The organism is Saccharopolyspora indica (assembly GCF_027853965.1).
Taxonomy (GTDB): Bacteria; Actinomycetota; Actinomycetes; order Mycobacteriales; family Pseudonocardiaceae; genus Saccharopolyspora; species Saccharopolyspora indica.
Genome location: NZ_JAQGLB010000017.1, coordinates 1 through 21965, shown reverse-complemented (window position 1 = coordinate 21965; position 21965 = coordinate 1). Strand labels below are relative to the sequence as shown.

Here is a 21965-nt window from a genome sequence, read left to right as displayed (position 1 = left end):
AGTTACTGACCGTGATCAAAGTACCACCCGGCAGAGGACCCGGCGCGCGTCGATTCACCGGGCCGGTGACCTACAGCCGGGCGACGAAATCGCTCAGCGCGCCCAGGATGTGCTCGATCATCTCCTGGGCCCGCTCGACCTGGTCGTCCGCGCGGTGCAGGTTCGGCGGCACCACGGTCTCCGGGTGCTCCGGATCGAGCTTGACCAGCGCCCGCTCCGCCTCGCCCAACGACTTCCGGGTGGTGCCCAGCAGCGCACCGGCATCCGTGAGGTGCTGTTCGACGACGCCCAGCGCCTGCGCGAGCTCTTCGAGCGCGGACACGGTGCTACAGCCGGCCCGCGTAGGCCTCGGCGGAGGACATGGTGGCCTGGATCGAGTTCTGCGCGCCGATGAGCGTCTGCACCACCTCGGCGAGCATGCCGTGCGCGTGCTGCATGTCCTCCTGCGCGCTGCCCTGGGTGGCGTTCACGAGCGCGGATTGGGCCTCTTCCAGCAGGTCGTTCGCCTGTTGCAGGGCGCCGACGCCCTCCTGCATCTTCTGGTTGGCCAGCGAAATGCCTGCGCGAACTTCTTCCACGCCTGCCATGTGGGTCCGGTCCTCCGAGGTGGGGCGGTGCTGTAACGGTCCACAAGTTAGCTGCCTGCTCGGCGGACGGCGCAGGCAGGGCCATGCAGTTGATCACCGTCCGATCGCGGAGAGTGATCACCGGCGCGGTCGACCACTCGGCAGGGCGATAAAAGTCGAGAGTCTTCCGCGTTCCACGCGATTTCAATGGAAATCAGATGTCCAATTTCCATTGAAATCGCGGGAGTTGTCCACAGCCGTCGGCGTGTCCGGCGACGACACGCCGACGATTCCGACGTGTGCCGGAAACGATTCCGGCGGTCCGGTGAACCTCGGTGCGATCGCTGATCGCGCTGCCGGACGAGGTGGAACTGCTGCGCCCGGAGCACGCGCCCCGGGCGCGCGCCGGAGGTGCCGGGTCAGCCGCGGTTCGTGTCCACTGTGGATCGTGCGGTGACCTCGATCGCGGCGACGCCGGACGGGGGCATCGGCGCTGCCGACCACCGCGCGCTCGCATCCGCGCCGTCGGTCGACACGCGGGACCAGCCGCTGCCGCCGAGCGCCGAGGTCGCGCCGAGGACGATCTCCGCCGGTTCGCCCACCGCCGGGCCGAGGTCCAGCGAAACCCGCACCACCGGTGGCTCGACGGAGTACTCGACGATCTCGGTGGTGCGCGACAGGCGGCTGGCCACGGCGCGCGCGGGCCACTCCGCGCCCGCGCGGCGGTCGGTGACCACGTCGACCACCAGCTCCAGCCGCGGCCGCACCCGGCCCTGCTCGTCCAGCGCGTCCACCACCGGCGGAGCCGGTGCGGGCGGCTCGTCGGGATCGGCGGCCTCGGCGCGCCCGAACAGCAGCGAACCGCCCGCCCAGGCCTCGACCAGCAGCCGCTCCCCGCCGCGGACGAGCGCGCCGACCAGCTCGGGGTGGTCGACCACGGTCCACGCCGTCGGCGGTTCGCAGGCCACCCGGTGGCGGGCGTAGTCGGGGCCCAGCTCGCGCAGGAAGTTGCGCACCGCGCGGGAGAGCCCGGCCACGTGCTGCCCGGTCTCCGCGCTGTCCCTGCTGATGGTGACCGACCAGCAGCCCGGCTCCTCGTCGGAGCAGTCGCCGGAGGCCACCACCCGGCCGCCGACGGTCTGCACCAGGTCGCGGCAGGCGGCGCGCGCGGAACGCTCGTCGTCGGCCCCGACGACCACGGTGATCAGCAGCTCGAGCTCGTTGTTGTTCTTCATCGCCGGGGAATCATCCCGCACCGGTGATCGGTAGGGCGAGCGCAGATCAGTTCGGAGCAGCTGTGTCCGGCGTCATACCGGGGCGTGTCGCGGGCTTCGCCGGTGCGCCGCCGCGTCGGCGAAACGCGCTGCGGATCAACGGGATTCGTCCTGCGTCGGTTCGCCGGTGCTGCCCTGGTCCACGCCGTAGTAGTGGTAGAGGTCGCGCCCCTCCTCGGGGGAGAGGTGGCCGTTCTCGGCTTCGACGCGCGGTGCGTTCTTCACCCGCTCCTTGTCCACGTCGAGGTCGAGCCGGTTCTCCTCGGTGGACGCGCCGGTGAGCGGCACGAAGGTCTCCCTGACCCCGAGCAGCCCGATCCGGACGGTGACCCACTCCGGTTGCTGCGTCGTGTCGTCCACGTAGACGTTGCCGACCCGGCCGACGCGCGTGCCGTTGCGGTCGAACACCGGTGTGCCGATCAGGTCCTGAGCGCGCTCGACGTCCATGGCTGCCTCACTCGATCCACCCCGACCGGGCGGGAGGTCCGCCCGCCTGCCGACGCCAGTCAGCACCAATCAAGCTGCCCCCAGCACGGTCCACCTGCAACTGCGCAAGCGACACGCCTCACCCGAACGAGTAATGATCGAGAATGTGACCCCTGAGTGTTAATAGCGGAACGGGTGGATTGCTGGTTGCTGTGGGGTTGATTCTTTGGACCGCAGCCGCGACGAGCAACGTGCTCGGAGCACGGAAGGTGTCGCATGCGCCGCAGGCGCATAGCCCACCCTCGCAGCTGGCACCGCCGCGGGTTCACTCCGCCCACCCCTCCGGGGTTCCTCCCGGCGAGGACGGCCCGGCCGCCGTGCATTGGTCATGCATCAGGCCGGGCACCCGGAGTCCAGGCGGGCGCTGTAACTCCCGCAGGGGGCCGCTACCGGCACCGCCACGCAAAACGAGCCTGGAATCGATATCTGCTAGGAGTTCAGCTCGCGGCCGATGAAGGTCAGGACGTCGCTCATGACCTCGTCCTTGTTCGTCTCGTTGAACAGCTCGTGGCGGCCGCCGGGGTAGATGTGCTCGTGGAACTCGTCGCCGCGGATGCGATCGATGCCGGTCCTGGTGTCGGCCTCGGGCACGAGCTCGTCGTCCTCGCCGTGCACCCACAGCGTCGGCCTCTCCAGCGCCGGCCCGTCGTTGATGGCCAGCAGGCAGCTGTCGATCGCGCGCAGCGTCGGGCGCTTGAACGGGCCGTGCCAGACCAGCGGGTCCGCCAGGTAGGCCGCGCCGACCTCCGGATCCCGGGACAGCGTCTCGGGATCGATCGGGGTGTCCGGGATCTCGTCGTGCTCCAGCAGGTCGAGCACGTGCCAGGTGCCCAGCACCGGTGCGGAGAGCACCACCGCGGCCAGGTGCTCCTGGTGCTCCTGGGCGTAGCGGGCGGCGAGCATCCCGCCCATCGAGTGTCCGATGAGGACGATCGGGAGGCCGGGGTGCTCGGCGGCGATCTGCTGCCGCAGCGTCTCGAGATCGGCCACGATCGACTCGGCGTCGGTGAAGCGGACCCGCTCGCCGTCCGAACGCCCGTGCCCGAGGTGGTCGGGCGCGTAGACCTGCGCTCGCGCGCCCACCAGCTGCTCGGCGACCCACTGGTAGCGGCCGGAGTGCTCGCCGTAGCCGTGCGCGATCAGCGCGATCCAGCCCGGGTTGGTCGCGGCCCACTCGCGCACCACCAGGTTGCCGTGACGTCCGGTGATCTCTCGATCCGTTGACTCGATCATGGTGCCACCACAGCACACCTCATCCGATCGAGCCAAGCGCCGCGCCGCGTTCCAGCGCGCCTCCGGAGCACAACACCAGGTCAGGGCCTTCAGGTGCGGTGCTGGGCGTGCGCGTTGCAGCACGCCCAGCGGCCGGGATCACTGGTGGTAGGCGGTGCCGTCGATCTCGCCGAAGCCGCAGACCGGGCCGCCGTTCCAGGTGACCGGGAGCGGGTCGGTCTCGTCGGGCGGGATGACCTGCAGGCTGGCCGCGGTGGGCGCGCACGGGCCGTCGGTCGGCTCGCCCTCGTGCGGGACGGCGGTCCAGTGCAGCGTGGCGCTGGCCGACTCGCCGGGGCTCAGCGTGATCATCGACGGCCCGGGGTTCGGGGTGCGCTTCGCCTCGGTCGGCAGCGGCCTGCCGGACGCGTCGACCAGCTGCATCCCGCCGTAGCCGTACAGGGTGCAGGTCTCGCCGCTGCTGTTGGTCAGCGTCAGCTCGGCGTAGCGCTGCCCGGCCCCGGCATCCGGGTTCTGCAGCGAGCCGGTGAGCATCGAGGTGTGGCAGCGGGTCACCTCGTCGACCGTCGGCTTCGGCGCCACCGGCGGCGGGGCCGCGGAGTTCTCGGTGGCGGGGAGCTCGGGCTGCTCGGCGGGCGGGTTCAGGTCCGCGGCCGGTGCCTGCGGTTCGGGCCGGGTCTGCGGCAGCGGCGCCGAGATCGCCTGGCTCGGCGGTGCGGCCTGGCCGCAGCCGGCCATCAGCCCGGCGACCAGCAAGGCCCCGGACGCCTGGAGCGTCCGTACTCCGATGGTCCGCAGTCGATGCGCGGTCACGACGACCACCTCCCGTCCCCGCCCTGCGCGGCGGGGTCTGTCGGTAACTGCTCTGCTGTTGTGTAGACGTGCGGTAGGCGGGAGGGTTGCCTGCTGTCCGCATTCTCCCCGCTTCGCGGGCAGTGCGTTCCGTGGTCGGGCGCTAGGCCGCCGGGCTGAACCGGAGGGCGCCGTCGATCGACTGATCGGGTGCATTCCGGATGGTGCGGTTACCCGATTCGCGTAATTCCCCAGATGGGAATGGGGTGGTTTTCTTTTGGAGATGGTCCGATCGGGTGGTTTTCTTGACCTGAACGGCGGGACTGCGGGTTTGTGCGAATTAGATATCTTTGGGCCCCGCTCGCAGGCCGAACTCAGGGGGTTTGATCATGGCCGAACGCATTCCCGGCATTGACGTGGCGCGATATCAGGGAGAACCGAACTGGGGAGCGGTTCGCGGCGCCGGATACGTCTTCAGCTACATCAAGGCGACCGAGGGCATCGGATACGTGAGCCCGACGCTCGACGCCCAGCTGGCCGGTGCCCGCGGGGCGGGGATGGTCACCGGGCTCTACCACTTCGCCCGGCCGGACACGAATTCCCCGCAGCAGGACGCGGCCGACTTCGCCGGGCAGCTGGCGCGGCTGAACTCCAGCGCGCCCGGGAACCTGCCGCCGTGCCTGGACATCGAGACCGACGCGCCGAACCTGGGCGCCTGGGTGAAGGGCTTCATCGACGCCGTCCGCGGGCACACCGGCCGCCACGAGATCGTCGTGTACGCCTCGGCTTCGTGGTTCAAGGACAAGCTCGCCACCGACACCTGGGTGGATCCCGGCGTCTTCCTGTGGGTCGCCCACTACGGCCGCCCGCCGGGCGAACCGGGCTACCTGACCGACCGCGTGGTGATGCACCAGCACGCCTCTGACGGGCAGGTACCGGGCATCGGCGGCAACACCGACCTGAACGTCTCGATGGTGCCGCTGGAGGTGCTCACCGGAGCCGGTGCGCCGCCGCCCCCGCCGCCGGCCCCGCCGGAGGAGACCTACGTGGTGCAGCCCGGCGACACGCTGTCCGAGATCGGCGCGAAGCTGGGCGTGGACTGGCGGGAGATCGCGCGGGTCAACGGCATCGCCAACCCGGACCTGATCTACGTCGGCCAGGTGCTGAAGATCCCCCGCTGAAAAGCTTCCGGGTCTCCAGGCGCGTTCTGCGCAGCGGTGCGGGTGGCGGAACCTGAGCGCTTCCCCGGTCTTGGCGCACGACCTGGCGGAGGGGCGCGGGTTTTCCAAACCGTTACTGCCGGGAATCGCGATGACCGATCTCGCCGGCCTGATCCGAACTACCGTCTGCGCGTGAACGTCGCGCGAGGCGGAGGTGAACGCGATGGCGGGAACGGCGGAGCTGATCCGCGGCCACTGGACGCGTGGTGAGCCGGGACGGGAGGCCCCGCAGCAGCTCGTGATCGCGCTCTACCGCTGGTGGGTCGTCGCGATGGCCCTCAAGATCGCGGGCGCGACCTGGGACATCTGCTGGCACTTCAAGTGGCTGCGCGACGACCTCGCGCCGCCGCACCTGATCAACACGGTCGGCACCGTGATCGTGCTGGGGCTGGTGGTCTTCCACACCTACACCGGGATCGGTGCCGACCGCGCCACGCTGCGCTGGCTGCAGTGGGGGCTCGGCGTCTTCCTGGTGGCCGCGCCGCTGGACGTGATCAACCACCGGGTCAACGGCCTGGACATCACCGCGTGGAGCCCGTCGCACGCGCTGCTCTACATCGGCACCGGGTTCATGAGCATCGGGCTGATCCGGGGCTGGGCGCAGCACGGCCGCGGCGACCGGTACCAGTACCCGATCGCCTGCTTCCTGTGGTTCACGGTGCTGGACAACTTCCTGTTCCTGAACCAGCACCAGGAGTACGGCGTGCTGGGGCTGGCAGCGTGGGACCGCGGCACGCCCTACGCCGAGGACATCCTGCTGCAGTTCGCCGCCGACGACCTGGGGCGGCCGCTGGACCGGATCGCCGTCGAGCACTTCACGCTGCCGGTGCCGGACTGGGTGTACCCGTCGTGGGCGGTGCTCACCGGGCTCGGCACGCTGCTGCTGGCCCGGCGGCTGATCGGGCGCAAGTGGACCGCGACCACCATCACCGCTGGCTACCTGGCGTTCCGCTGCGTCGCATGGGGACTGCTGGCCGCGGCCGACTTCCCGATCTCCACCGTGCCGTTCTTCCTGCTCGCCGGGGCCCTGGCGATCGACCTGTCGTTCCAGCTGGCGGCGCGCATCCGGCCGCTGTTCGGCGCGGTGGCCGTGACCGCGGTGTCCTACGCGGCGCTGTCGGTGCAGCAGACCTACCTGGCCGCGCCGCCCTCGGACTACTGGTCGGCGGTGTACGTGGTCGTGCTGCTCGCCGGGCTCTGGTGGTTCGTCCAGTTCCTGCTCGACACCGAGCGCGGGCGGCGGCTGACCGCGCGCGCTCAGATGACGACGGGGGCGCGGGAGAGCACCACGCCCAGCCCGTAAGCCACACCCATCACCGCGACCTCGGCGGCGGCCCAGCCGAGGAGCGCGGTGCGCTGGTGTCGGGCGATGCGGGGAAGCAGGCGGAAGCGCATCTGCGAGGCCACCGCGCCCAGCGTCACCAGGCAGATCACCTTCGCCACGATGATCTGGCCGTAGCCGGTGGTGAACAGGCCGAGCAGGCCGACGTTGGGCGTGATGACCAGCGTCATCAGGCCGTTGAACAGGCCCGAGGCGCCGACCACGATGAAGGCGGTGGTGGCGAGCTTGGAGAACTTCGGCAGCGCCTCGGCCAGCAGCCCGCGCCGCGGTGCGACGAACAGCGCGACCGCGGCCAGCCCGCCGGTCCACATCGCCGCGCCGATCACGTGCAGCTCCATCGAGATCATGCTGAAGTCGTGGTAGCGCCAGTCCGTGGCGTGGCCGGTCAGCGGGATCGGCAGCAGGCCCAGCAGGGCGACGATGGTGCGCAGCTCGGCGGGCACCGACTCGCCGAACCGGATGGCCAGCAGGCCCAGCACCGCGCACGCCAGACCGGCGCCTGCGCTCGCCAGCAGGCCCGGGCCCGCCGGGACGTTCGCGACGTAGTCGACGAGCAGCTGGAGGGTCGCGCTGCGCTCCGGGCTCAGCTCCACGGCCTGCAGGACCAGGGACACCAGGGCGGCGAGCATCCAGAGCAGCGCGGTGATCACGGTGGCCCGCCGGGCCAGCGCCATGATCGGTTCGGTCTGCTTCGGGCGGTCGAAGCCGATCAGCTTCGGCAGCAGGCTCATGCCGACCGTGGCGAGCGCGGCCAGGTCGAGCACGACCCGGGCCGCGGGCAGCCCGAAGCGCACCAGCGATGGTGGGTCGGGGAGACCGGGGATGGTGCCCACGGCGGTGTAGGCGGTGGTGATCAGGGCGGCCAGCAGCGCTCCGCCGACCAGGGCGAGCACCACGGCGGTCTTCGCGCGCGCGGTGCTGCGATCCGCGGCGTCGCCGGGACGATCCGGTTCCGCGGTTCGTCGGGCAACGGCATCAGAATCGGCGGCCACGCATGCATCGTCTCACCCGGACGAGCGGCTATTCGGGACCGGGCGCCGAAGTCGATCACGGGTTGTGACCGAATTGTTTCGGTGCGCGAGTTCGCGATCGGCGGGGTGATGTTGGCGATGTGTAGCCTCGGTCACCGCGCACCGATCGAATAGTTGATCTTCGAATTCGATGAGTTCCCAGTTCGGGCCGTGTTCCGGCGCGGTGTTGCGATTGGCCGGGTTGGCCTGTTCGGCAATCCGCGCGAGCACCGGGCCGGGCCGGGTTGTGTTGCTGACAATGTCCTCAGCATCGTTGTTCTAGAGTCGAGCACGTGTATCCGGCGGCCAGCGCAGAAGCGCACGCGGAGGGCGCGCCCGGCGCAGCTCGACCGTGCGCGGGCGAAGCGATTCCGGAACCTGCGCGGTTCTTTCCGCTCGATTCGTCGGGGCGTCGGCTTTCGTTCACCGGCTCGGTCCACGCTTATTCGTCCGGTGTTTCACGCAGCGCGGCATTAGCGTTGCGCACCGCATCGGCCGGTCGGCGGGCCAGGGTGTCCACGGAGATCCCCCGAGATGCTCAGGGGCAGCTGCGGGATTTCCGTTTCGCCTGGTCAACGCGGATCGAAGAGATGTTCGCCCGGTGTTTTCGCCCAGCCGCGCGCGTCGTGCCGCGAAGTGCGAGCCTGGAACGTCTCAGGGAAATTGGGGGTCCGACCCCGGATGTGAGTCGGGCCCGCGAAGCGCGAGATTGAGCGGTGTGGACGGACAGCGAAGGCGGGAACCGCGAGCGGCGGATCCCGACGCGGACAGCAGGCCGTGGCGGCGGACGCCGCGATGCCTCGACAGCGGGACGTGACATGGGTCGCCGACTAGGGTGTTCGGTAGTCGAACGTTCCCGCAGCCTGCTGAGAAGGACTGACCCGGTCGTGCAGCACCACCCCTCGAGCCCGGCGGCTGGGCGTGGTTCGCGATGACTGCGCTCGCGGTGCTGCTCGCTGCCCTGGGGGCGCTCGGGAACGCGATCGGGGCGCGCATGCAGCACGCCGCGGTCCACGACACGATGGACGGCAACGGGCTGGGCCTGCGGGTCCAGTCGAAGCTCGTCCGCAATCCTCGCTGGCTGATCGGCTTGGCCGCGCTCGGCGGCGGCGCCGTGCTGCACGCCTGCGCGCTCGGTCTCGCCCCGCTCAGCGTGGTGCAGCCGATCGGCGTGCTCGCCCTGCCGACCACCGTGCTGCTCAACGTCCGCCAGCAGGGCATCCGGGTCCGCGACCTGAACCGCAACGTCCTGTTCGCGGTCATCGCGGCCACCGGCGGCGTCGCCATGTTCGTCTTCCTCGCCGCCGGCAGCGCGACAGCCACCCCGGTGGCCGGTGATGCGCAGCTGGTGGCCACCCAGCTGGTCGCCGCCGCCGTGCTGGCGGTGGGCGTGCTGGCGATGCTGACCCGGTCGAAGGTGCGCTGCATCTTCTTCGCGGCCGGGTGCGCGATCGCCTACGGGTACGTGTCGCTGCTGATGCGCGCGGTCGCGCAGCAGCTCGGCACGACCGACCTGCTGGACATCAACCCCCTTCCACTGCTCGGCATCGCCGTGGCGATGGTCGTGGGTGGCTGGCTGCTGCAGCACGGCTACGCCAGCGGCCCGCCGGACCTCGTGGTGGCCTGCCTGACCGTGATCGACCCGCTCGTCGCGGTCGGCCTGGGCATCGGGCTGCTCGGCGAGGCCGACCTGGTCAGCGCCTGGACCGCCACCGGTCAGATCATCTGCGCGGTGGTGGCCTGCATCGGGGTGTTCGCGCTCGCGCGCTACCACCCCGACACCCAGGAGCGGCGCGAGCCCGCTCCGGTGACCGGCAGCAGTGATCTTGCCGGACCGAGTTCGACAGATCGTCCTGACGGGAGTTCCTCTTGACTTCGCAACCGCTGAGCCGACCGATGCGGATCGTGGTCGGTGCGACCACCTACCCGCCCCACGTGAACGGGGCGGCGAACTTCGGTCACCGGTTGGCGACCGGGCTGTCCGCCCGCGGCCACGACGTGCACGTCATCTGCCACTCGTCCGACCGGTCCGAGCACATCGAGGTGGCCGACGGCGTGACGGTGCACCGGGTGCCCTCCTACGGCTCGCCGTTCCACCCGGAGATCCGCGGCATCATGCCGTGGCAGGCCCGCCGCGCCGACCGCCTGCTGGCGGAGATCCAGCCCGACGTCGTGCACGTGCAGTCGCACTTCTTCATCTGCCGCGGGCTGATCGACTCGGCCCGGCAGCGCGGCCTCCCGCTGGTGGCCACCAACCACTTCATGCCGGAGAACATCTTCGGCTACATCAAGGTCCCGCAGGTGCTGCAGGACGCGGCAGGCCGCCTGCTGTGGCACAACCTGATCAAGCACTACAGCAAGGCCCACCTGGTCACCGCGCCCACGCCCCGCGCCGTCCAGCTGCTGCAGGACAACGGGTTCGCCGACATCGCGCTGCCGGTCTCCTGCGGCATCGACGTCCAGCGGTACCGGCGGCCTGCCAAGCGCTTCCGCGCCCAGAACCCGGACCCGGAGACCCGGACCGTGCTCTTCGTCGGACGCCTCGACGAGGAGAAGCACATCGACGACCTGCTCCGCGCGATGTCGCTGCTGCGCACCAAGGCCCCGACCCGGCTGGAGATCGTCGGCAACGGCAGCCGCCGCGCCGCCTTCGAGCAGCTCGCCGCCGACCTCGGGATCGCCGACCAGGTGCAGTTCCACGGCTACCTCGGCGAGGAAGAGCTGCTGGAGGCCTACGCGCGCGCCGACCTGTTCTGCATGCCCAGCATCGCCGAGCTGCAGAGCCTGGCCACCATGGAGGCGATGTCGGCGGGCACCCCGGTCGTGCTGGCCAACGCCATGGCGCTGCCGCACCTCGTGCAGCCCGGCCAGAACGGCTGGCTGTTCCCGCCGCGCGACGTGCACGCGCTGGCCCGCGCCATCGACGACGTGCTGGTCGACCGCGCCACGATCGACCGGATGGGCGAGGCCAGCGAGCGGCTGGTCTCCCGGCACGACATCGACGAGATCCTCGGGCGGTTCGAGTCGATCTACCACCACGTGATCGACCCGGAGGGCGCCGTCGAGCTCGACGAGATCCGCACCGAGCTGGCGAGCTGAGCCACCATGACCATCCCGGAACTCCAGTCCGTCGAGCGGGTGGCGCGGATCAGCGGTGCCGACCTGCACTACTGGACCTACCGCGACGACCTCGCCGAGCCCAGGACCGGAACAGCCGCAGGTACCGCAGCCGATGAGCCACCCGCGGCGGCCGAGGCCGACACGGTGCTGATGGTGCACGGGCTGCGCGGCACCCACCACGGCCTGGAGCTCGTCGCCGCCGGGCTGCCCGACCACCGGGTGGTCATTCCCGACCTGCCCGGGTTCGGGGACTCCGGGCCGATGGACGGGCAGCGCCACGACGTCGCCGGCTACGCGCGCGTGATCACCGAGCTGATCGAGCAGCTCGGCGGCCGGCAACGACCGGTCGTGCTGCTCGGGCACTCGTTCGGCTCGATCATCGCGGCGCGGGTGGCCGCCTCGGCACCCGAGCTCGTCCGCAGGCTGGTGCTCATCAACCCCATCGCCACCCCGGCGTTGCGCGGGCCGCGCGTGCTGCTGTCCGGGTTGACCTCCGCCTACTACACGCTGGGCAAGCGGTTGCCGCTCCGGGCCGGGCATTCGCTGCTGAGCAATCGCTGGGTGGTGCTGGCGGCGAGCCGGGCGATGACGCGGACCAAGGACAAGCAGTTGCGCGAGTTCATCGACTCCAACCACCTGCGCTACTTCAGCCGCTTCCACAGCCCTGCCCTGGTCAGCGAGACCTTCGACGCCTCGACGACGCACACCGTCGCCGACCACGCCGACGACATCCAGCTGCCCACCCTGCTGATCGCCGGGGAGTCCGACGAGATCGCACCGCTGGCGGGACAACGAGCACTCGCCGCCCGGATGTCCGACGCCGAGCTCGTGGTGATCCCGAACGTCGGGCACCTGGTGCACTACGAAACACCGGGTCCGGCGGCCGAGGCGATCCAACGGTTCCTGGGAGCGCCATGACCAGCGTTGACGGCGAGCGCGCGGCGGACGTTGCCGAGCCGCGCGCGGAGCGGGCCGGGACGATGACCGTCGTCGTCGACGCGCGTTGGACGCGCACCGACCAGCACGACGGGATCAGCCGCTACGGGGCGAGCCTGATCGAAGCACTGCACCACCTCCATCCGGTGACGATGTTGATCCACGACGAGCGGCAGCTGCGGTTGCTGCCGGAAGGTGTTCCGCACCTGAAGGTCAACAGCCCGTTCTCGCCGCGCGAGCTGTGGCTCTCGCGCACGCTGAACCGGCTCGGCGCCGACGTGGTGTTCAGCCCGCTGCAGGTGATCGGGGGATTCCGCCGCGAGTACCGGCTGGTTCTCACGCTGCACGACCTGATCTACTACCGGCACCCGGAGCCGCCCGGGTTCCTGCCGCTGCCCGTCCGCGCGGCGTGGCGGCTCTACCACAAGGCGTTCTGGCCGCAGCGCGTGATGCTGAACCGGGCCGACGCGGTGGTCACGGTCAGCGAGACGACGCGCCGCCTGATCGCCGAGCACCGGCTCACCCGGCGTCCGGTCACGGTCGTCCACAATGCACCGTCACCGCTGCCCGGTGACACCGACGTGCGGGAGAACGGCGCGCAGGACGTCGCACCGGCGGACGCGGCCGGAGAAGCCGCGGGCGGTCCGCGGGAACTCGTGTACATGGGTTCGTTCATGCCGTACAAGAACGTGGAAACCCTGATCGCGGGCATGGCACTCCTTCCCGGTCACCGGCTGCACCTGGTCAGCCGGATCGCGCCGCAGCGGGAGGCGGAGCTGCGGGCGCAGCTGCCGCCGGACGCGGACGTGGTCTTCTGGCGGGGTATCGGGGAAAGCGACTACCAGCGGCTGCTCGGTCGGGCCAGCGCGCTGGTCACCGCTTCTCGGGACGAGGGGTTCGGACTGCCGGTCATCGAGGCGATGAACGCGGGGACGCCGGTGGTCTGCAGCGACCTGGAGATCTTCCACGAGGTCACCGGTGGGCACGCGGAGTTCTTCGACCCGGGGTCGTCGAAGGACTTCGCCGCCGCGGTGCGCCGGGTGGAGGACGACCGGGTTCGCGCGGACCTGGTGGCCGCGGCTCGCGGCCAGGCGGCGGAGTTCACCTGGACCAACTCCGCCGAGCGCCTGCTGGAGCTGATGCGAGACCTGGTCCGCTGACCGACCGCCGGGTGCCCAGCCTTGTGCATAGACCAATACACGGCGGCTGGGCCGTCCCCGCCAGGAAAGCTCTGAGAACGCGCGGCGGTGCCGATTGCGAGGGTGAGCTATGCGCCTGCGGCGCCTCCTGGCAGGCGGCCCGTTGGTCGTCGCGGCTGCGGTCGCCAACCAGGATGAGCGTCTCAGTGCGACCAGACCTTGATGGCGCGGACCACGAAGGTCGCCTGTGGTGCGTGCGTTCCGGGTGGGTAGGTGGCGAAGTCGGCCTTGGTGTCGCAGTGCGGGTCCTGGTAGGCGGTGACCTGGTGTCCGGTGTTGTTCACAAAGGACAGTGCCTCGCCCTCGTGCTCCAGCGCGATGCACCGCTCCATCTCGAACGTCGAGTTGTGGATGCTGATGTCGTGCCGCTGGCCGGCGTGGTCCTGCTCCGTCCAGACGCAGAAGTTTCCGTTGGGGCACGGGTTTTCCGGTGGTGCGGCGGCGTGCGCGTTGTTGGCGCCGATCAGCGCCGCGGCGACGGCCAGCAGCACGGCGAGGAACGCGCGCACGGTCCAGGACGAGCGGTTCGGGGCGGTGGTGGTGAGCGAAGACATGCGAAAATCCTTTCTCGTTGGGAAAATCAGGAGTCCGCGGCCTGATTCGGCCTGCTGGGACCAAGATTCCCGAAGCGCTGATCGGAACGCCAGTGAATAAGCTGGATACACCCCGACCGGGTGGACTTTGCCGTCTGGCGAGTTCCGGCGACCACCGGGACGGCGCGATCCCTCGGAGGGCAGCGCTCAGGAACCGGCGGCGGGCATGCGGCCGAGCGTCGATCAGGGCGGGCCGGTCGTCGCCGGGAGAATCGCGGCCGCTCCGCGCGAATGCGCCGGATTCAGAGGTAGCACCCGCTGACGAAACCGGTGATCGAGGTGCGCCGATTCGTGATTTCGAACCATTCCGAATTGTTCGACCCGTCCGCGCAGCGAATGGTCTCACCGGGCACCGAGCGGAGGATCGACGCGCGGTCGCCCGGACTCCCCGAGCCACGTGCCTCGGAGCTCGTTCCGGGCGCCGAGCGGATCCGCACGCCAGGCTCCGCGAAGTCGCTGACCTGCGTCTGATCCGCGGTCTCGACCAGCGCGTCCCGGATGCCGGCGGCGATGGTGCCCAGCTGCGCGCCGAGCCCGGACAGCGGGATCGCGGCGGCGACGAACGCGCTCAGCAGCGCATTGCGAATGGCGGTGCGCATCGTGTCCCCCCACTTCCGCCCGCCGGAACGCCCATTTCCCCCTGCTATTGCCGGGGCGATCTTCTTCGAGCGGTGTAGACCTCCATTTTATGGAGAATGCCGGGAGCCCGGCAGTATCCGATTGGGTAGAGCGAATTCGTGCGCGGCCCTCGGCCGGCCGGTGACGGTGCGCGACCGCTTCAAGCCGCCGCGCACCACCTGTGGGGGAGCCGCGGTCCGCGCACGACGGTGCGTGCCGGGAACGCCGGAGGCCCCAGGACGAGCGGTCCTGGGGCCTCCGGCGGTACGTGCGTCAGCCGACTCGCGAGCCGATCCCGGTCAGCGACCGGACCTCCATCTCCGCGCGGCGCTCATCGTCCACCTCGTCGCGGCCACCGAGGAAGGTGCCGATGATGCCGCAGATGAACGAGAACGGGATGGACACGATGCCCGGGTTCTTCAGCGGGAAGAACGCGAAGTCCACTCCCGGCAGGATCGAGTCCGGCGCGCCGGAGACCACCGGCGAGAAGATCACCAGCAGCAGGCAGGAGCCCAGGCCGCCGTAGATGCCCCACAGCGTGCCGCGGGTGTTGAACCGCTTCCAGAACAGCGAGTACAGCAGCGTCGACAGGTTCGCCGAGGCGGCGAAGGCGAACGCCAGGCCGACCAGGAACGCGATGTTCTGGCCGTTGACCACGATGCCGCCGAGGATCGACGCCGCGCCGATGATCAGCGCGGTCATCCGGGCCACCTTCACCACGTCGTCGGAGTCGACGTCGCCGCGGCGGATCACGTTGGCGTAGATGTCGTGCGCGAAGGACGCCGATGCGGTCAGCGTCAGGCCTGCGACCACGGCCAGGATCGTGGCGAAGGCGACCGCGGCGACGATGCCCAGCAGCACCGTGCCGCCGATGCGGTAGGCCAGCAGCGGCGCCGCGGAGTTCTCCGCACCGGGCGCGGACTGGATGGCCTCGGTGCCCACCAGCGCGGCCGCGCCGTAGCCGATGATCAGCGTGCAGATGTAGAAGGCCGCGACCACCCAGATCGCCCACGCCACCGAGCGGCGCGCTTCGCGGGCGTTGGGCACGGTGTAGAAGCGCATCAGCACGTGGGGCAGACCGCCGACGCCCAGCACCAGGGCCAGCGACAGCGACACGAAGTCCAGCTGGGTCAGCTCGGACTTCCCGTACTGCACGCCGGGGGCGAAGATCTCCCGGCCGTTCGGGTTGTTCTCCGCGGCCTGCAGCAGCAGGTCGGTCATGCTGTAGCCGAACTTGCCGAGCAGGAAGATGGTGATCAGGGCGACGCACAGCAGCAGCATCGCGGCCTTGATGATCTGCACCCAGGTGGTGCCCTTCATGCCGCCGACCAGCACGTAGACCATCATCACCAGGCCGACCACCGCGATCACCAGCGCCTGGCCGAACGTGCTGTGCACGTCGAGCAGCAGGGCGACCAGACCGCCGGCACCGGCCATCTGGGCGATCATGTAGATGATCGTGATGGCCAGCGTGGAGGCGGCCGCGGCCGCGCGCACCGGGCGCTGCTTCATCCGGAAGCTGAGCACGTCGCCCATGGTGAAGCGGCCGGTGTTGCGCATCCGCTCGGCCACCAGCAGCAGGTTGATCAGCCAGGCGACCAGGAAGCCGATGGAGTAGAGGAAGCCGTCGTAGCCGTAGACCGCGATGGCCCCGGCGATGCCCAGGAACGAGGCCGCGGACAGGTAGTCGCCGGAGAGCGCGATGCCGTTCTGCGCGCCGCTGAACGAGCTGCCCGCGACGAAGTAGTCGCTGGAGCTGCCGCGGCTGCTCACCCGGTACACGATGAACAGCGTGACCAGCACGAACGCCGCGAAGACGGCGGTGTTGATGATCGCGCTGTCGGCGGGGATCAGCTGCTGGTCGTTCATCGCTGGAGATCTCCCGCGTCCTGTCGGAGCTCGTCGACCTTCGGATCGATGTGGCGGCGCGCGAACCGCAGGTAGAGCATGGTCAGCCCGACCGTGGTGATGAACTGGGCGACGCCCAGGACCAGGCCGACGTTGATCTCGCCGATGAGCGGGCGCGCCATGAATTCCCGGGCGTAGGCGGCGACCGCCACGTACCCGATGTACCAGATGAGGAAAAACGCCGTCGCCGGGAAAACGAACCATTTCAGCCGCCGACGCAGCGCCCGGAATTCCGGGCTCTCCTCGATGGTCCTGAAATCGAGGCGTTCCGCGGTGGGGCGAACCGCGCTCTTGTCGATTCCTCCGAAGGCCGACCGCGGATTTCCGGGCTGGTCACCTGGGCTGCCGCGCAGCGCGGATTGCGTTGCGTTGCTCATGCTTCCTTCCTGGAACTTCGCGGTGGGCCCGCCGGGCGCGCGCGGGCTGGCGGAGGCGGGGAATTCTAACCACTTCCCGCGCCGGATCAACAGTGTGGTGATCACCACGCGGGCCGTTGTTTTCCAGGGTCTCAGGTGGGGGCGGAGAGCCCGCACCGGGATCGTGGTTACTGTCTGGTACTGCCAGGTCAACGCCCTGAAAGTGCTGGTGGGATCTGATCCACCAGGCCTTTCTCCGCGGAACCGGCCGCGAGGCGGCCCGATCTCTAGGCTGAACGAGTGAAAACGGTGGCGGTTCTTCGCCGACATCGACCACTGGGCGTGACATCCGCTGATTGTCGTAGTCGAATGGTAAAAAGCCCCCGGTACTATCCCGCCACCAGGGGCTTATAGTGCTTGGGCACGAAAGACAGCCGCGTGACGGGAGAGGTAACGGTTCGGTACCGGTGTCGCAAATGTACCGGCCGAAGGTGCTATTGGTGACGCTGAGTGCCACCGGAGCCCCACCGGTACAGCGCAGTACCGGATGGCGTTTCCCGGTGCCCGGAGCCCCCCGACCGCAGCTGGATTTCACCCCGACCGCCCAGACGACGATTGCGGGACCGCACGCATGCGCCGTTCTCCAACCCATTGTTCGCCCGAGAGGCGCCGAACCGCGTTCGACCAGCGCGGACTCCCGAGCTCGACGCCAGGAGGGCGCTCGTGAGCGAGGGGAAGTTCGGGCGGCTGCGCAGCGCCGTCGTCCAGTGGCGCAACTGGTCCCTGCCGGTGAAGCTCGGCGCCGTCGTCCTGGTCCCGGTCATCTTCGCGATCACGCTCGGCATCGGGCAGATCAGGTGGCAGGTCGACCGGGCCGCCGAGTTCGGCCGCGTCGAGGAGGTCCTGGACGCGGTGGAGCGGATCGAACCGCTGATCGACGGGCTGCAGCGGGAGCGCAACAGCGCCGTCGAGTTCCTGGTCGGTGACGGCGACGCCGGTGCCGTCGACCGGGAGGTCGCCGCGGTGGACCGCGCGATGGGCGAGGTCGGCGAGCTCATCGCCTCGACCGACGTCTTCGGCCCGGTCGTCGAGGACCGCTACCGCGAGCTCCGGCCGCGGTTCGACGAGCTCGCCGCGCTGCGCCGGCAGGTGCACGACCACCAGCTGCGGGCGGACCAGGCCATCGGCGCCTACAGCGACGTGATCAACTCGGTGATGTCGCTGAACCGCGCGCTGACCGGCAGCGTCGCCGACCGGAGCCTGTCCAGCACCGCGTTCGCGATGCAGGACATGCTGGCCCTCATCGAAGAGGTCCGGTTGCAGCAGGCCTGGGTGCTGACCGGCCTGAGCGAGGGCAGCCTCCAACCGCAGGTGCTGGACAGCCTGCAGGGCTCGCGGGCCCGGCTGCTGGGGAACATCACCGATGCACGCGCGACGGTCGCGGCGCACTGGGCGCAGCGGCTGGACGAAACGCTGCTCACCCGGCCCATCGTCGAGCGCAACCAGATGCTGGCCGCGCTGCTGAAGGAGAGCACCGACGGCATCTACAGCGGCGGCTACTCGGTCTCGCAGGAGGCTTGGAACCACGGCAGCGACTCATCGGTCCAGACGATCAACGACGGTCGCGATGAACTCGCCGCCGAGGTGCGGACGATCGCCTCGCAGCTGGAGGACGAGGCCAGCGACGCGGCCGGCTGGGACTCCGTGCTGCTGCTGTCGGCGCTGATCGTCGCCGCCGCGATCGTCATCATGATCGCCCGCCAGCTGCTCAGCTCGCTGCGCGAGCTGCGCACCAGCGCGCTCGACGCGGCCGACTACGAGCTGCCCGCCGCCGTCGACGCGATCCGGCAGGGCAACCGCGCCGACGCCACCGTGAGCCCGGTGCCGATCGACACCACCGACGAGGTCGGGCAGGTGGCCCGCGCCTTCGACGAGGTGAACGAGCAGGCGCTGCGCCTCGCGGTCGAGCAGGCGGACCTGCGGCGGGGCTACAACGACATGTTCGTCAGCGTGTCGCGGCGCAGCCAGAGCCTGCTGGAGCGGCAGCTGCGGCTGTTCGAGGAGCTGGAGCAGGACGAGGAGGACCCCGACCAGCTCGCCCGGCTGTTCCAGCTGGACCACCTGGCCACCCGGATGCGCCGCAACAACGAGAACCTGATGGTGCTCTCCGGCCAGGACCTGGCGCGGCGGTTCACCCAGCCCACCGACCTGGCCGACGTGCTGCGCGCCGCGGTCTCCGAGATCGAGCAGTACCCGCGGGTGATGGTGCAGCCGCCGCCCGCGGTGAAGCTGCGCGGCCACACCGCCAGCGACCTGGTGCGCCTGGCGGCCGAACTGCTGGACAACGCGGCGAACTTCTCCGCCCCGGACACCACGGTGACGGTGTCCAGCTACCAGGCCGGCGACGGCACCGTGGTGCTCGACGTGCTCGACCAGGGCATCGGCATGGGCGACGCGGAGCTGGAGCGGGCCAACGCGCGGTTGGCCGCGGTCGACGAGGACGACCTCTCCACCTCGCGCCGGATGGGGTTGTTCGTGGCCGGGCGCCTGGCGGTGCGGCACGGCGTCGGCGTCGAACTGCACGGCGGTCCGGACGTCGAAGGCGTCCGCGCGACCGTCATGATCCCGGCCGAGCACGTGGTGACGGTCGAGCCCGGCCCGGTGCTGCCCGCCGCCCCGCAGCTCAGCGGCCGCAACGGCCACGCGCACACCGACCTGCCGACCTCCGGCGAGCTGCCGCGCCGGAAGCCGGCGGAGAAATCGCCCTGGCAGGAGCCGGGGCCGTCGAGCCTGTTCGAATCGCACACCCCGGAACCGGAGGAATCGCCGACGGCGCACCTGTTCGACGCGCCGCTGGACATCCCGCAGCAACCGCGGGCGATTCCCGGCGAATTCGACTGGCCAGGCGTCGAACCGCCCGCCGACCGGCCGGAGGAGGAGCCGCCCATCTTCGAGGAAGCCTCCACCCAGTGGTTCCAACCAGCGAGTGAGAAGGCGCAGTCCGAGACCGGCGAGTTCAGCTGGCCCGGTGCGCAGGACGCGGCCGACGACTTCCCGCCCGCCGCCGCCCCGCAGCCGGAGCCGCCGTCGCTCACCGATTCCGGGCTGCCGCGCCGCACCCCGCGAGGTGCGGCCGAACCGGATGCCAAGCCGTCCCGGAGCGCCGAGGACATCAGCCGCCGGCTGGCCCAGAACGGGGTCCAGTTCGGCGGTTCCACGGACTCCCGGCTCAGCCCGGTCGAACCGGAACCGTGGATCCCGCACGATCCCGGGGCCGATGATGCGTGGAACTTCGCCGCCGACAAGGCGCGCGAGGCGGCCGAGGCAGCGGCGAACCCGCAGCCGGGCTCGTTCACGCAGGCCGGACTACCGCGCCGCACTCCCAAGGCGCACCTGGTTCCGGGTAGCGTGACGAATTCCGAGCCGACCAGCACTGGGACGTTCCAGCGCGACGCGGACAAGCTCCGCGGCAGGCTGGCCGACTTCCAGAGCGGTGTCAGCCGCGGTCGGCATCGAGCAACCGACGAGGATTGACATGGTGTCCGCAGCGCGAAGGCGTGATCACCTCGGCGACGAACAGGAGGTTGCATGACTGCTCAGATGATTTCCCGCAGGTTCGGCTGGCTGATCACCGACTTCACCGAGCGCGTGACCGGTGTGGCGCACGCGATCGTGGTCTCCGCCGATGGACTGGTGCTGACCGCTTCGGCGACCTTGCCCCGGGACCGGGCCGATCAGCTGGCCGCGGTCGCGTCGGGGCTGCTGAGCCTCACCCAGGGTTCGGCGAAGTGCTTCGAGGCCGGTCGCGTCGTGCAGACCATCGTGGAGATGGAACGCGGCACGCTGCTGCAGATGGGCATCAGCGACGGTTCCTGCCTGACCGTGCTGGCCGCTCCGCAGTGCGACATGGGCTTGATCGCCTACGAGATGACCATGCTCGTGGAGCGCGTCGGCCAGATGCTGACCCCGGAGATCCGCTCGCAGCTGCAGGGCTCGACCGGCGCACTCGTGTGAGGATGCGATGAGCAGGAGATCGGATTACCCGTCACGGGGGCGAAGACGCGACAGCAGCGGTGACAACGGCTTCGCCGACGTCGTCAACGGTTTCAGCTTCGGCAGCGGCAAGCGCAAGCGCAAGGGGCGCGACGAGCCCGAGCGGTACGATGATCAACAAGAGCGGTACGAGGCCCCTGCGGTGTCCTACCCGGACGAGCCGGTGGAGGAACCCGCTGCACCGGCCGCGTCGAGCATCCGCTCTTACACCTGGACGGGGGGACGAACCCGGTCCACCCACAATCTGGAACTGGAAACCCTCGTTTCGGTCGGTGAGGGCTACCAGCAGGGCACCGCGGTGCGGCTGGAGCACCAGTCGATCGCAGAGCTGTGCCAACAACCCCGATCGGTCGCGGAAGTGGGGGCGCTGTTGTCCGTCCCGATCGGGGTGGCCCGCGTGCTGCTGGCCGACATGGCCGAACTGGGGTTGATCACCGTGCACCAGACGGTGAGCGAAAGCGGTAGCGCACCACACATGGTGTTGATGGAAAGGGTTTTGAGTGGACTCCGTCGGCTATAGCGCGCCCCGGCTCGGCTCCCCGCCGCAGCCCGCCGGCACCACGTCGACCTCGGCGAAGATCGTGGTGGCCGGTGGCTTCGGCGTCGGCAAGACGACCTTCGTCGGTTCGGTGTCGGAGATCGTGCCGCTGACCACCGAGGCGGTGATGACCGAGGCGAGCCGCGGTGTGGACGACCTGGGCGCGACGCCGAACAAGCAGACCACCACGGTGGCGATGGACTTCGGCCGCATCACGCTGGCCTCGGACCTGATCCTGTACCTGTTCGGCACGCCGGGTCAGCAGCGGTTCTGGTTCATGTGGGACGACCTCGTCAAGGGCGCGATCGGTGCGGTCGTGCTGGTGGACACCCGGCGGCTGGCCGACTCGTTCTCGGCGATCGACTTCTTCGAGGACCGCGGCCTGCCCTACCTGGTCGGGGTGAACCTCTTCGACGGGAAGATGCTGCACTCCCTCGACCAGGTCCGCGAGGCGATGGCGATCGGCCCGGACGTGCCGATGGGCCCGTGCGACGCCCGCGACCGCGAATCCACCAAGCGCACGCTGATCGCGTTAGTGGAGCACGCAATGCGCCACTGGACTTCCCGCCAGATGGGCTGAGCGCCCGCTGCGAAAACGGCCCGTGCACCTGGGCAGATTCGAGGGGTCGTTGCAACACCGCTGCTAGCTGGTGGTTGTGAGTAGAGTAGCGAAGCGCTCGGCTGGGGTGTCCCAGCCGAGCGTTTTGCGTGGGCGGTTGTT

The 21965-nt window shown here is 70.0% G+C and carries 21 protein-coding genes; 10 read left to right on the top strand and 11 right to left on the bottom strand.

The genetic code is table 11. The features are described 5' to 3' along the window. Positions 1-70 precede the first annotated feature (70 nt). The 6 genes from OU416_RS29340 to OU416_RS29315 all read right to left on the bottom strand — a co-directional run bounded on the left by OU416_RS29340 (position 71) and on the right by OU416_RS29315 (position 4372). Complete coding sequence (locus OU416_RS29340; protein WP_270930283.1) at positions 71-322, bottom strand: hypothetical protein; 252 nt, start codon at positions 320-322, stop codon at positions 71-73. A 4-nt stretch (positions 323-326) separates the two neighbouring features. Next, entirely contained in the window at positions 327-587 is a 261-nt protein-coding gene (locus OU416_RS29335; RefSeq protein ID WP_093155939.1) for a hypothetical protein, read from the bottom strand. A gap of 398 nt (positions 588-985) precedes the next feature. After that, positions 986-1822 (bottom strand): hypothetical protein, encoded by an 837-nt coding sequence (locus tag OU416_RS29330; protein ID WP_270930282.1) that lies wholly within the window; start codon positions 1820-1822, stop codon positions 986-988. Positions 1823-1936: 114 nt separating this feature from the next. Next, on the bottom strand, positions 1937-2287 hold the full coding sequence (locus OU416_RS29325; protein ID WP_270930281.1) for a PRC-barrel domain-containing protein: 351 nt from the start codon (positions 2285-2287) through the stop codon (positions 1937-1939). A gap of 468 nt (positions 2288-2755) precedes the next feature. Next, positions 2756-3559 (bottom strand): alpha/beta hydrolase, encoded by an 804-nt coding sequence (locus tag OU416_RS29320; RefSeq protein ID WP_270930280.1) that lies wholly within the window; start codon positions 3557-3559, stop codon positions 2756-2758. Positions 3560-3697: 138 nt separating this feature from the next. Continuing rightward, on the bottom strand, positions 3698-4372 hold the full coding sequence (locus OU416_RS29315) for a DUF4232 domain-containing protein (protein WP_270930279.1): 675 nt from the start codon (positions 4370-4372) through the stop codon (positions 3698-3700). A gap of 368 nt (positions 4373-4740) precedes the next feature. Between OU416_RS29315 and OU416_RS29310 the strand changes: the two genes are divergently transcribed. Further along, a complete protein-coding gene (locus OU416_RS29310) occupies positions 4741-5532 on the top strand; it encodes a GH25 family lysozyme (RefSeq protein ID WP_270930278.1) in 792 nt (263 codons plus the stop codon). A 202-nt stretch (positions 5533-5734) separates the two neighbouring features. Beyond that, positions 5735-6874: a hypothetical protein gene (locus OU416_RS29305; RefSeq protein WP_270930277.1), complete on the top strand. Its 1140-nt coding sequence runs from the start codon at positions 5735-5737 to the stop codon at positions 6872-6874. Here the strand turns inward: OU416_RS29305 and OU416_RS29300 are convergent. Continuing rightward, the gene (locus OU416_RS29300) at positions 6829-7905 is read right to left on the bottom strand and encodes a copper resistance D family protein (protein WP_270930276.1); all 1077 of its coding nucleotides are present in this window, start codon (positions 7903-7905) and stop codon (positions 6829-6831) included. The genes OU416_RS29305 and OU416_RS29300 overlap by 46 nt on opposite strands. Before the next feature lie 949 nt (positions 7906-8854). On the opposite strand from OU416_RS29300, the gene OU416_RS29295 reads away from it, so the two are divergent. From OU416_RS29295 to OU416_RS29280, 4 genes are all read left to right on the top strand, one after another. Next, the gene (locus OU416_RS29295; protein ID WP_270930275.1) at positions 8855-9796 is read left to right on the top strand and encodes a DMT family protein; all 942 of its coding nucleotides are present in this window, start codon (positions 8855-8857) and stop codon (positions 9794-9796) included. Further along, the gene (locus OU416_RS29290; protein ID WP_270930274.1) at positions 9793-11022 is read left to right on the top strand and encodes a glycosyltransferase; all 1230 of its coding nucleotides are present in this window, start codon (positions 9793-9795) and stop codon (positions 11020-11022) included. The genes OU416_RS29295 and OU416_RS29290 overlap by 4 nt, the downstream gene beginning before the upstream one ends. 6 nt (positions 11023-11028) lie before the next feature. Next, positions 11029-11961 carry an alpha/beta fold hydrolase gene (locus tag OU416_RS29285; protein WP_270930273.1) on the top strand — a complete coding sequence of 311 codons (933 nt, stop codon included), beginning with the start codon at positions 11029-11031 and terminating at the stop codon, positions 11959-11961. A 62-nt stretch (positions 11962-12023) separates the two neighbouring features. Then, positions 12024-13139 (top strand): glycosyltransferase family 4 protein, encoded by a 1116-nt coding sequence (locus tag OU416_RS29280; RefSeq protein ID WP_372907115.1) that lies wholly within the window; start codon positions 12024-12026, stop codon positions 13137-13139. Between the two features lie 182 nt (positions 13140-13321). On the opposite strand, the gene OU416_RS29275 is transcribed toward OU416_RS29280, so the two are convergent. The 4 genes from OU416_RS29275 to OU416_RS29260 form a co-directional block, all read right to left on the bottom strand. Continuing rightward, on the bottom strand, positions 13322-13732 hold the full coding sequence (locus OU416_RS29275; RefSeq protein ID WP_270930271.1) for a peptidase inhibitor family I36 protein: 411 nt from the start codon (positions 13730-13732) through the stop codon (positions 13322-13324). A 281-nt stretch (positions 13733-14013) separates the two neighbouring features. Continuing rightward, on the bottom strand, positions 14014-14370 hold the full coding sequence (locus tag OU416_RS29270) for an SH3 domain-containing protein (RefSeq protein ID WP_270930270.1): 357 nt from the start codon (positions 14368-14370) through the stop codon (positions 14014-14016). Between the two features lie 292 nt (positions 14371-14662). Then, the gene (locus tag OU416_RS29265) at positions 14663-16258 is read right to left on the bottom strand and encodes a solute symporter family protein (protein WP_270930269.1); all 1596 of its coding nucleotides are present in this window, start codon (positions 16256-16258) and stop codon (positions 14663-14665) included. Then, the gene (locus OU416_RS29260) at positions 16255-16674 is read right to left on the bottom strand and encodes a DUF485 domain-containing protein (RefSeq protein WP_270930268.1); all 420 of its coding nucleotides are present in this window, start codon (positions 16672-16674) and stop codon (positions 16255-16257) included. Before OU416_RS29260 ends, OU416_RS29265 begins: the two co-directional genes overlap by 4 nt. Positions 16675-17376: 702 nt before the next feature. Between OU416_RS29260 and OU416_RS29255 the strand changes: the two genes are divergently transcribed. From OU416_RS29255 to OU416_RS29240, 4 genes are read left to right on the top strand one after another with little or no spacing between them, the layout of a single operon-like run. Continuing rightward, positions 17377-20187, top strand: a complete 2811-nt coding sequence (locus tag OU416_RS29255) for a nitrate- and nitrite sensing domain-containing protein (protein WP_270930267.1) — start codon at positions 17377-17379, stop codon at positions 20185-20187. Positions 20188-20241: 54 nt separating this feature from the next. Next, positions 20242-20667 carry a roadblock/LC7 domain-containing protein gene (locus OU416_RS29250; RefSeq protein WP_270930266.1) on the top strand — a complete coding sequence of 142 codons (426 nt, stop codon included), beginning with the start codon at positions 20242-20244 and terminating at the stop codon, positions 20665-20667. Between the two features lie 7 nt (positions 20668-20674). Continuing rightward, positions 20675-21226 carry a DUF742 domain-containing protein gene (locus tag OU416_RS29245; RefSeq protein WP_270930265.1) on the top strand — a complete coding sequence of 184 codons (552 nt, stop codon included), beginning with the start codon at positions 20675-20677 and terminating at the stop codon, positions 21224-21226. Next, positions 21207-21824 carry a GTP-binding protein gene (locus OU416_RS29240; protein WP_270930264.1) on the top strand — a complete coding sequence of 206 codons (618 nt, stop codon included), beginning with the start codon at positions 21207-21209 and terminating at the stop codon, positions 21822-21824. Before OU416_RS29245 ends, OU416_RS29240 begins: the two co-directional genes overlap by 20 nt. Positions 21825-21965 lie beyond the last annotated feature (141 nt).

Coding starts and splice junctions, on each gene's coding strand:
- OU416_RS29260 (WP_270930268.1), bottom strand. CDS start 16,674: ATGAGCAACGCAACGCAATCCGCGCTGCGCGGCAGCCCAGGTGACCAG.
- OU416_RS29275 (WP_270930271.1), bottom strand. CDS start 13,732: ATGTCTTCGCTCACCACCACCGCCCCGAACCGCTCGTCCTGGACCGTG.
- OU416_RS29335 (WP_093155939.1), bottom strand. CDS start 587: ATGGCAGGCGTGGAAGAAGTTCGCGCAGGCATTTCGCTGGCCAACCAG.
- OU416_RS29285 (WP_270930273.1), top strand. CDS start 11,029: ATGACCATCCCGGAACTCCAGTCCGTCGAGCGGGTGGCGCGGATCAGC.
- OU416_RS29270 (WP_270930270.1), bottom strand. CDS start 14,370: ATGCGCACCGCCATTCGCAATGCGCTGCTGAGCGCGTTCGTCGCCGCC.
- OU416_RS29305 (WP_270930277.1), top strand. CDS start 5,735: ATGGCGGGAACGGCGGAGCTGATCCGCGGCCACTGGACGCGTGGTGAG.
- OU416_RS29295 (WP_270930275.1), top strand. CDS start 8,855: ATGACTGCGCTCGCGGTGCTGCTCGCTGCCCTGGGGGCGCTCGGGAAC.
- OU416_RS29310 (WP_270930278.1), top strand. CDS start 4,741: ATGGCCGAACGCATTCCCGGCATTGACGTGGCGCGATATCAGGGAGAA.
- OU416_RS29280 (WP_372907115.1), top strand. CDS start 12,024: ATGACCGTCGTCGTCGACGCGCGTTGGACGCGCACCGACCAGCACGAC.
- OU416_RS29250 (WP_270930266.1), top strand. CDS start 20,242: ATGACTGCTCAGATGATTTCCCGCAGGTTCGGCTGGCTGATCACCGAC.
- OU416_RS29325 (WP_270930281.1), bottom strand. CDS start 2,287: ATGGACGTCGAGCGCGCTCAGGACCTGATCGGCACACCGGTGTTCGAC.
- OU416_RS29245 (WP_270930265.1), top strand. CDS start 20,675: ATGAGCAGGAGATCGGATTACCCGTCACGGGGGCGAAGACGCGACAGC.
- OU416_RS29265 (WP_270930269.1), bottom strand. CDS start 16,258: ATGAACGACCAGCAGCTGATCCCCGCCGACAGCGCGATCATCAACACC.
- OU416_RS29320 (WP_270930280.1), bottom strand. CDS start 3,559: ATGATCGAGTCAACGGATCGAGAGATCACCGGACGTCACGGCAACCTG.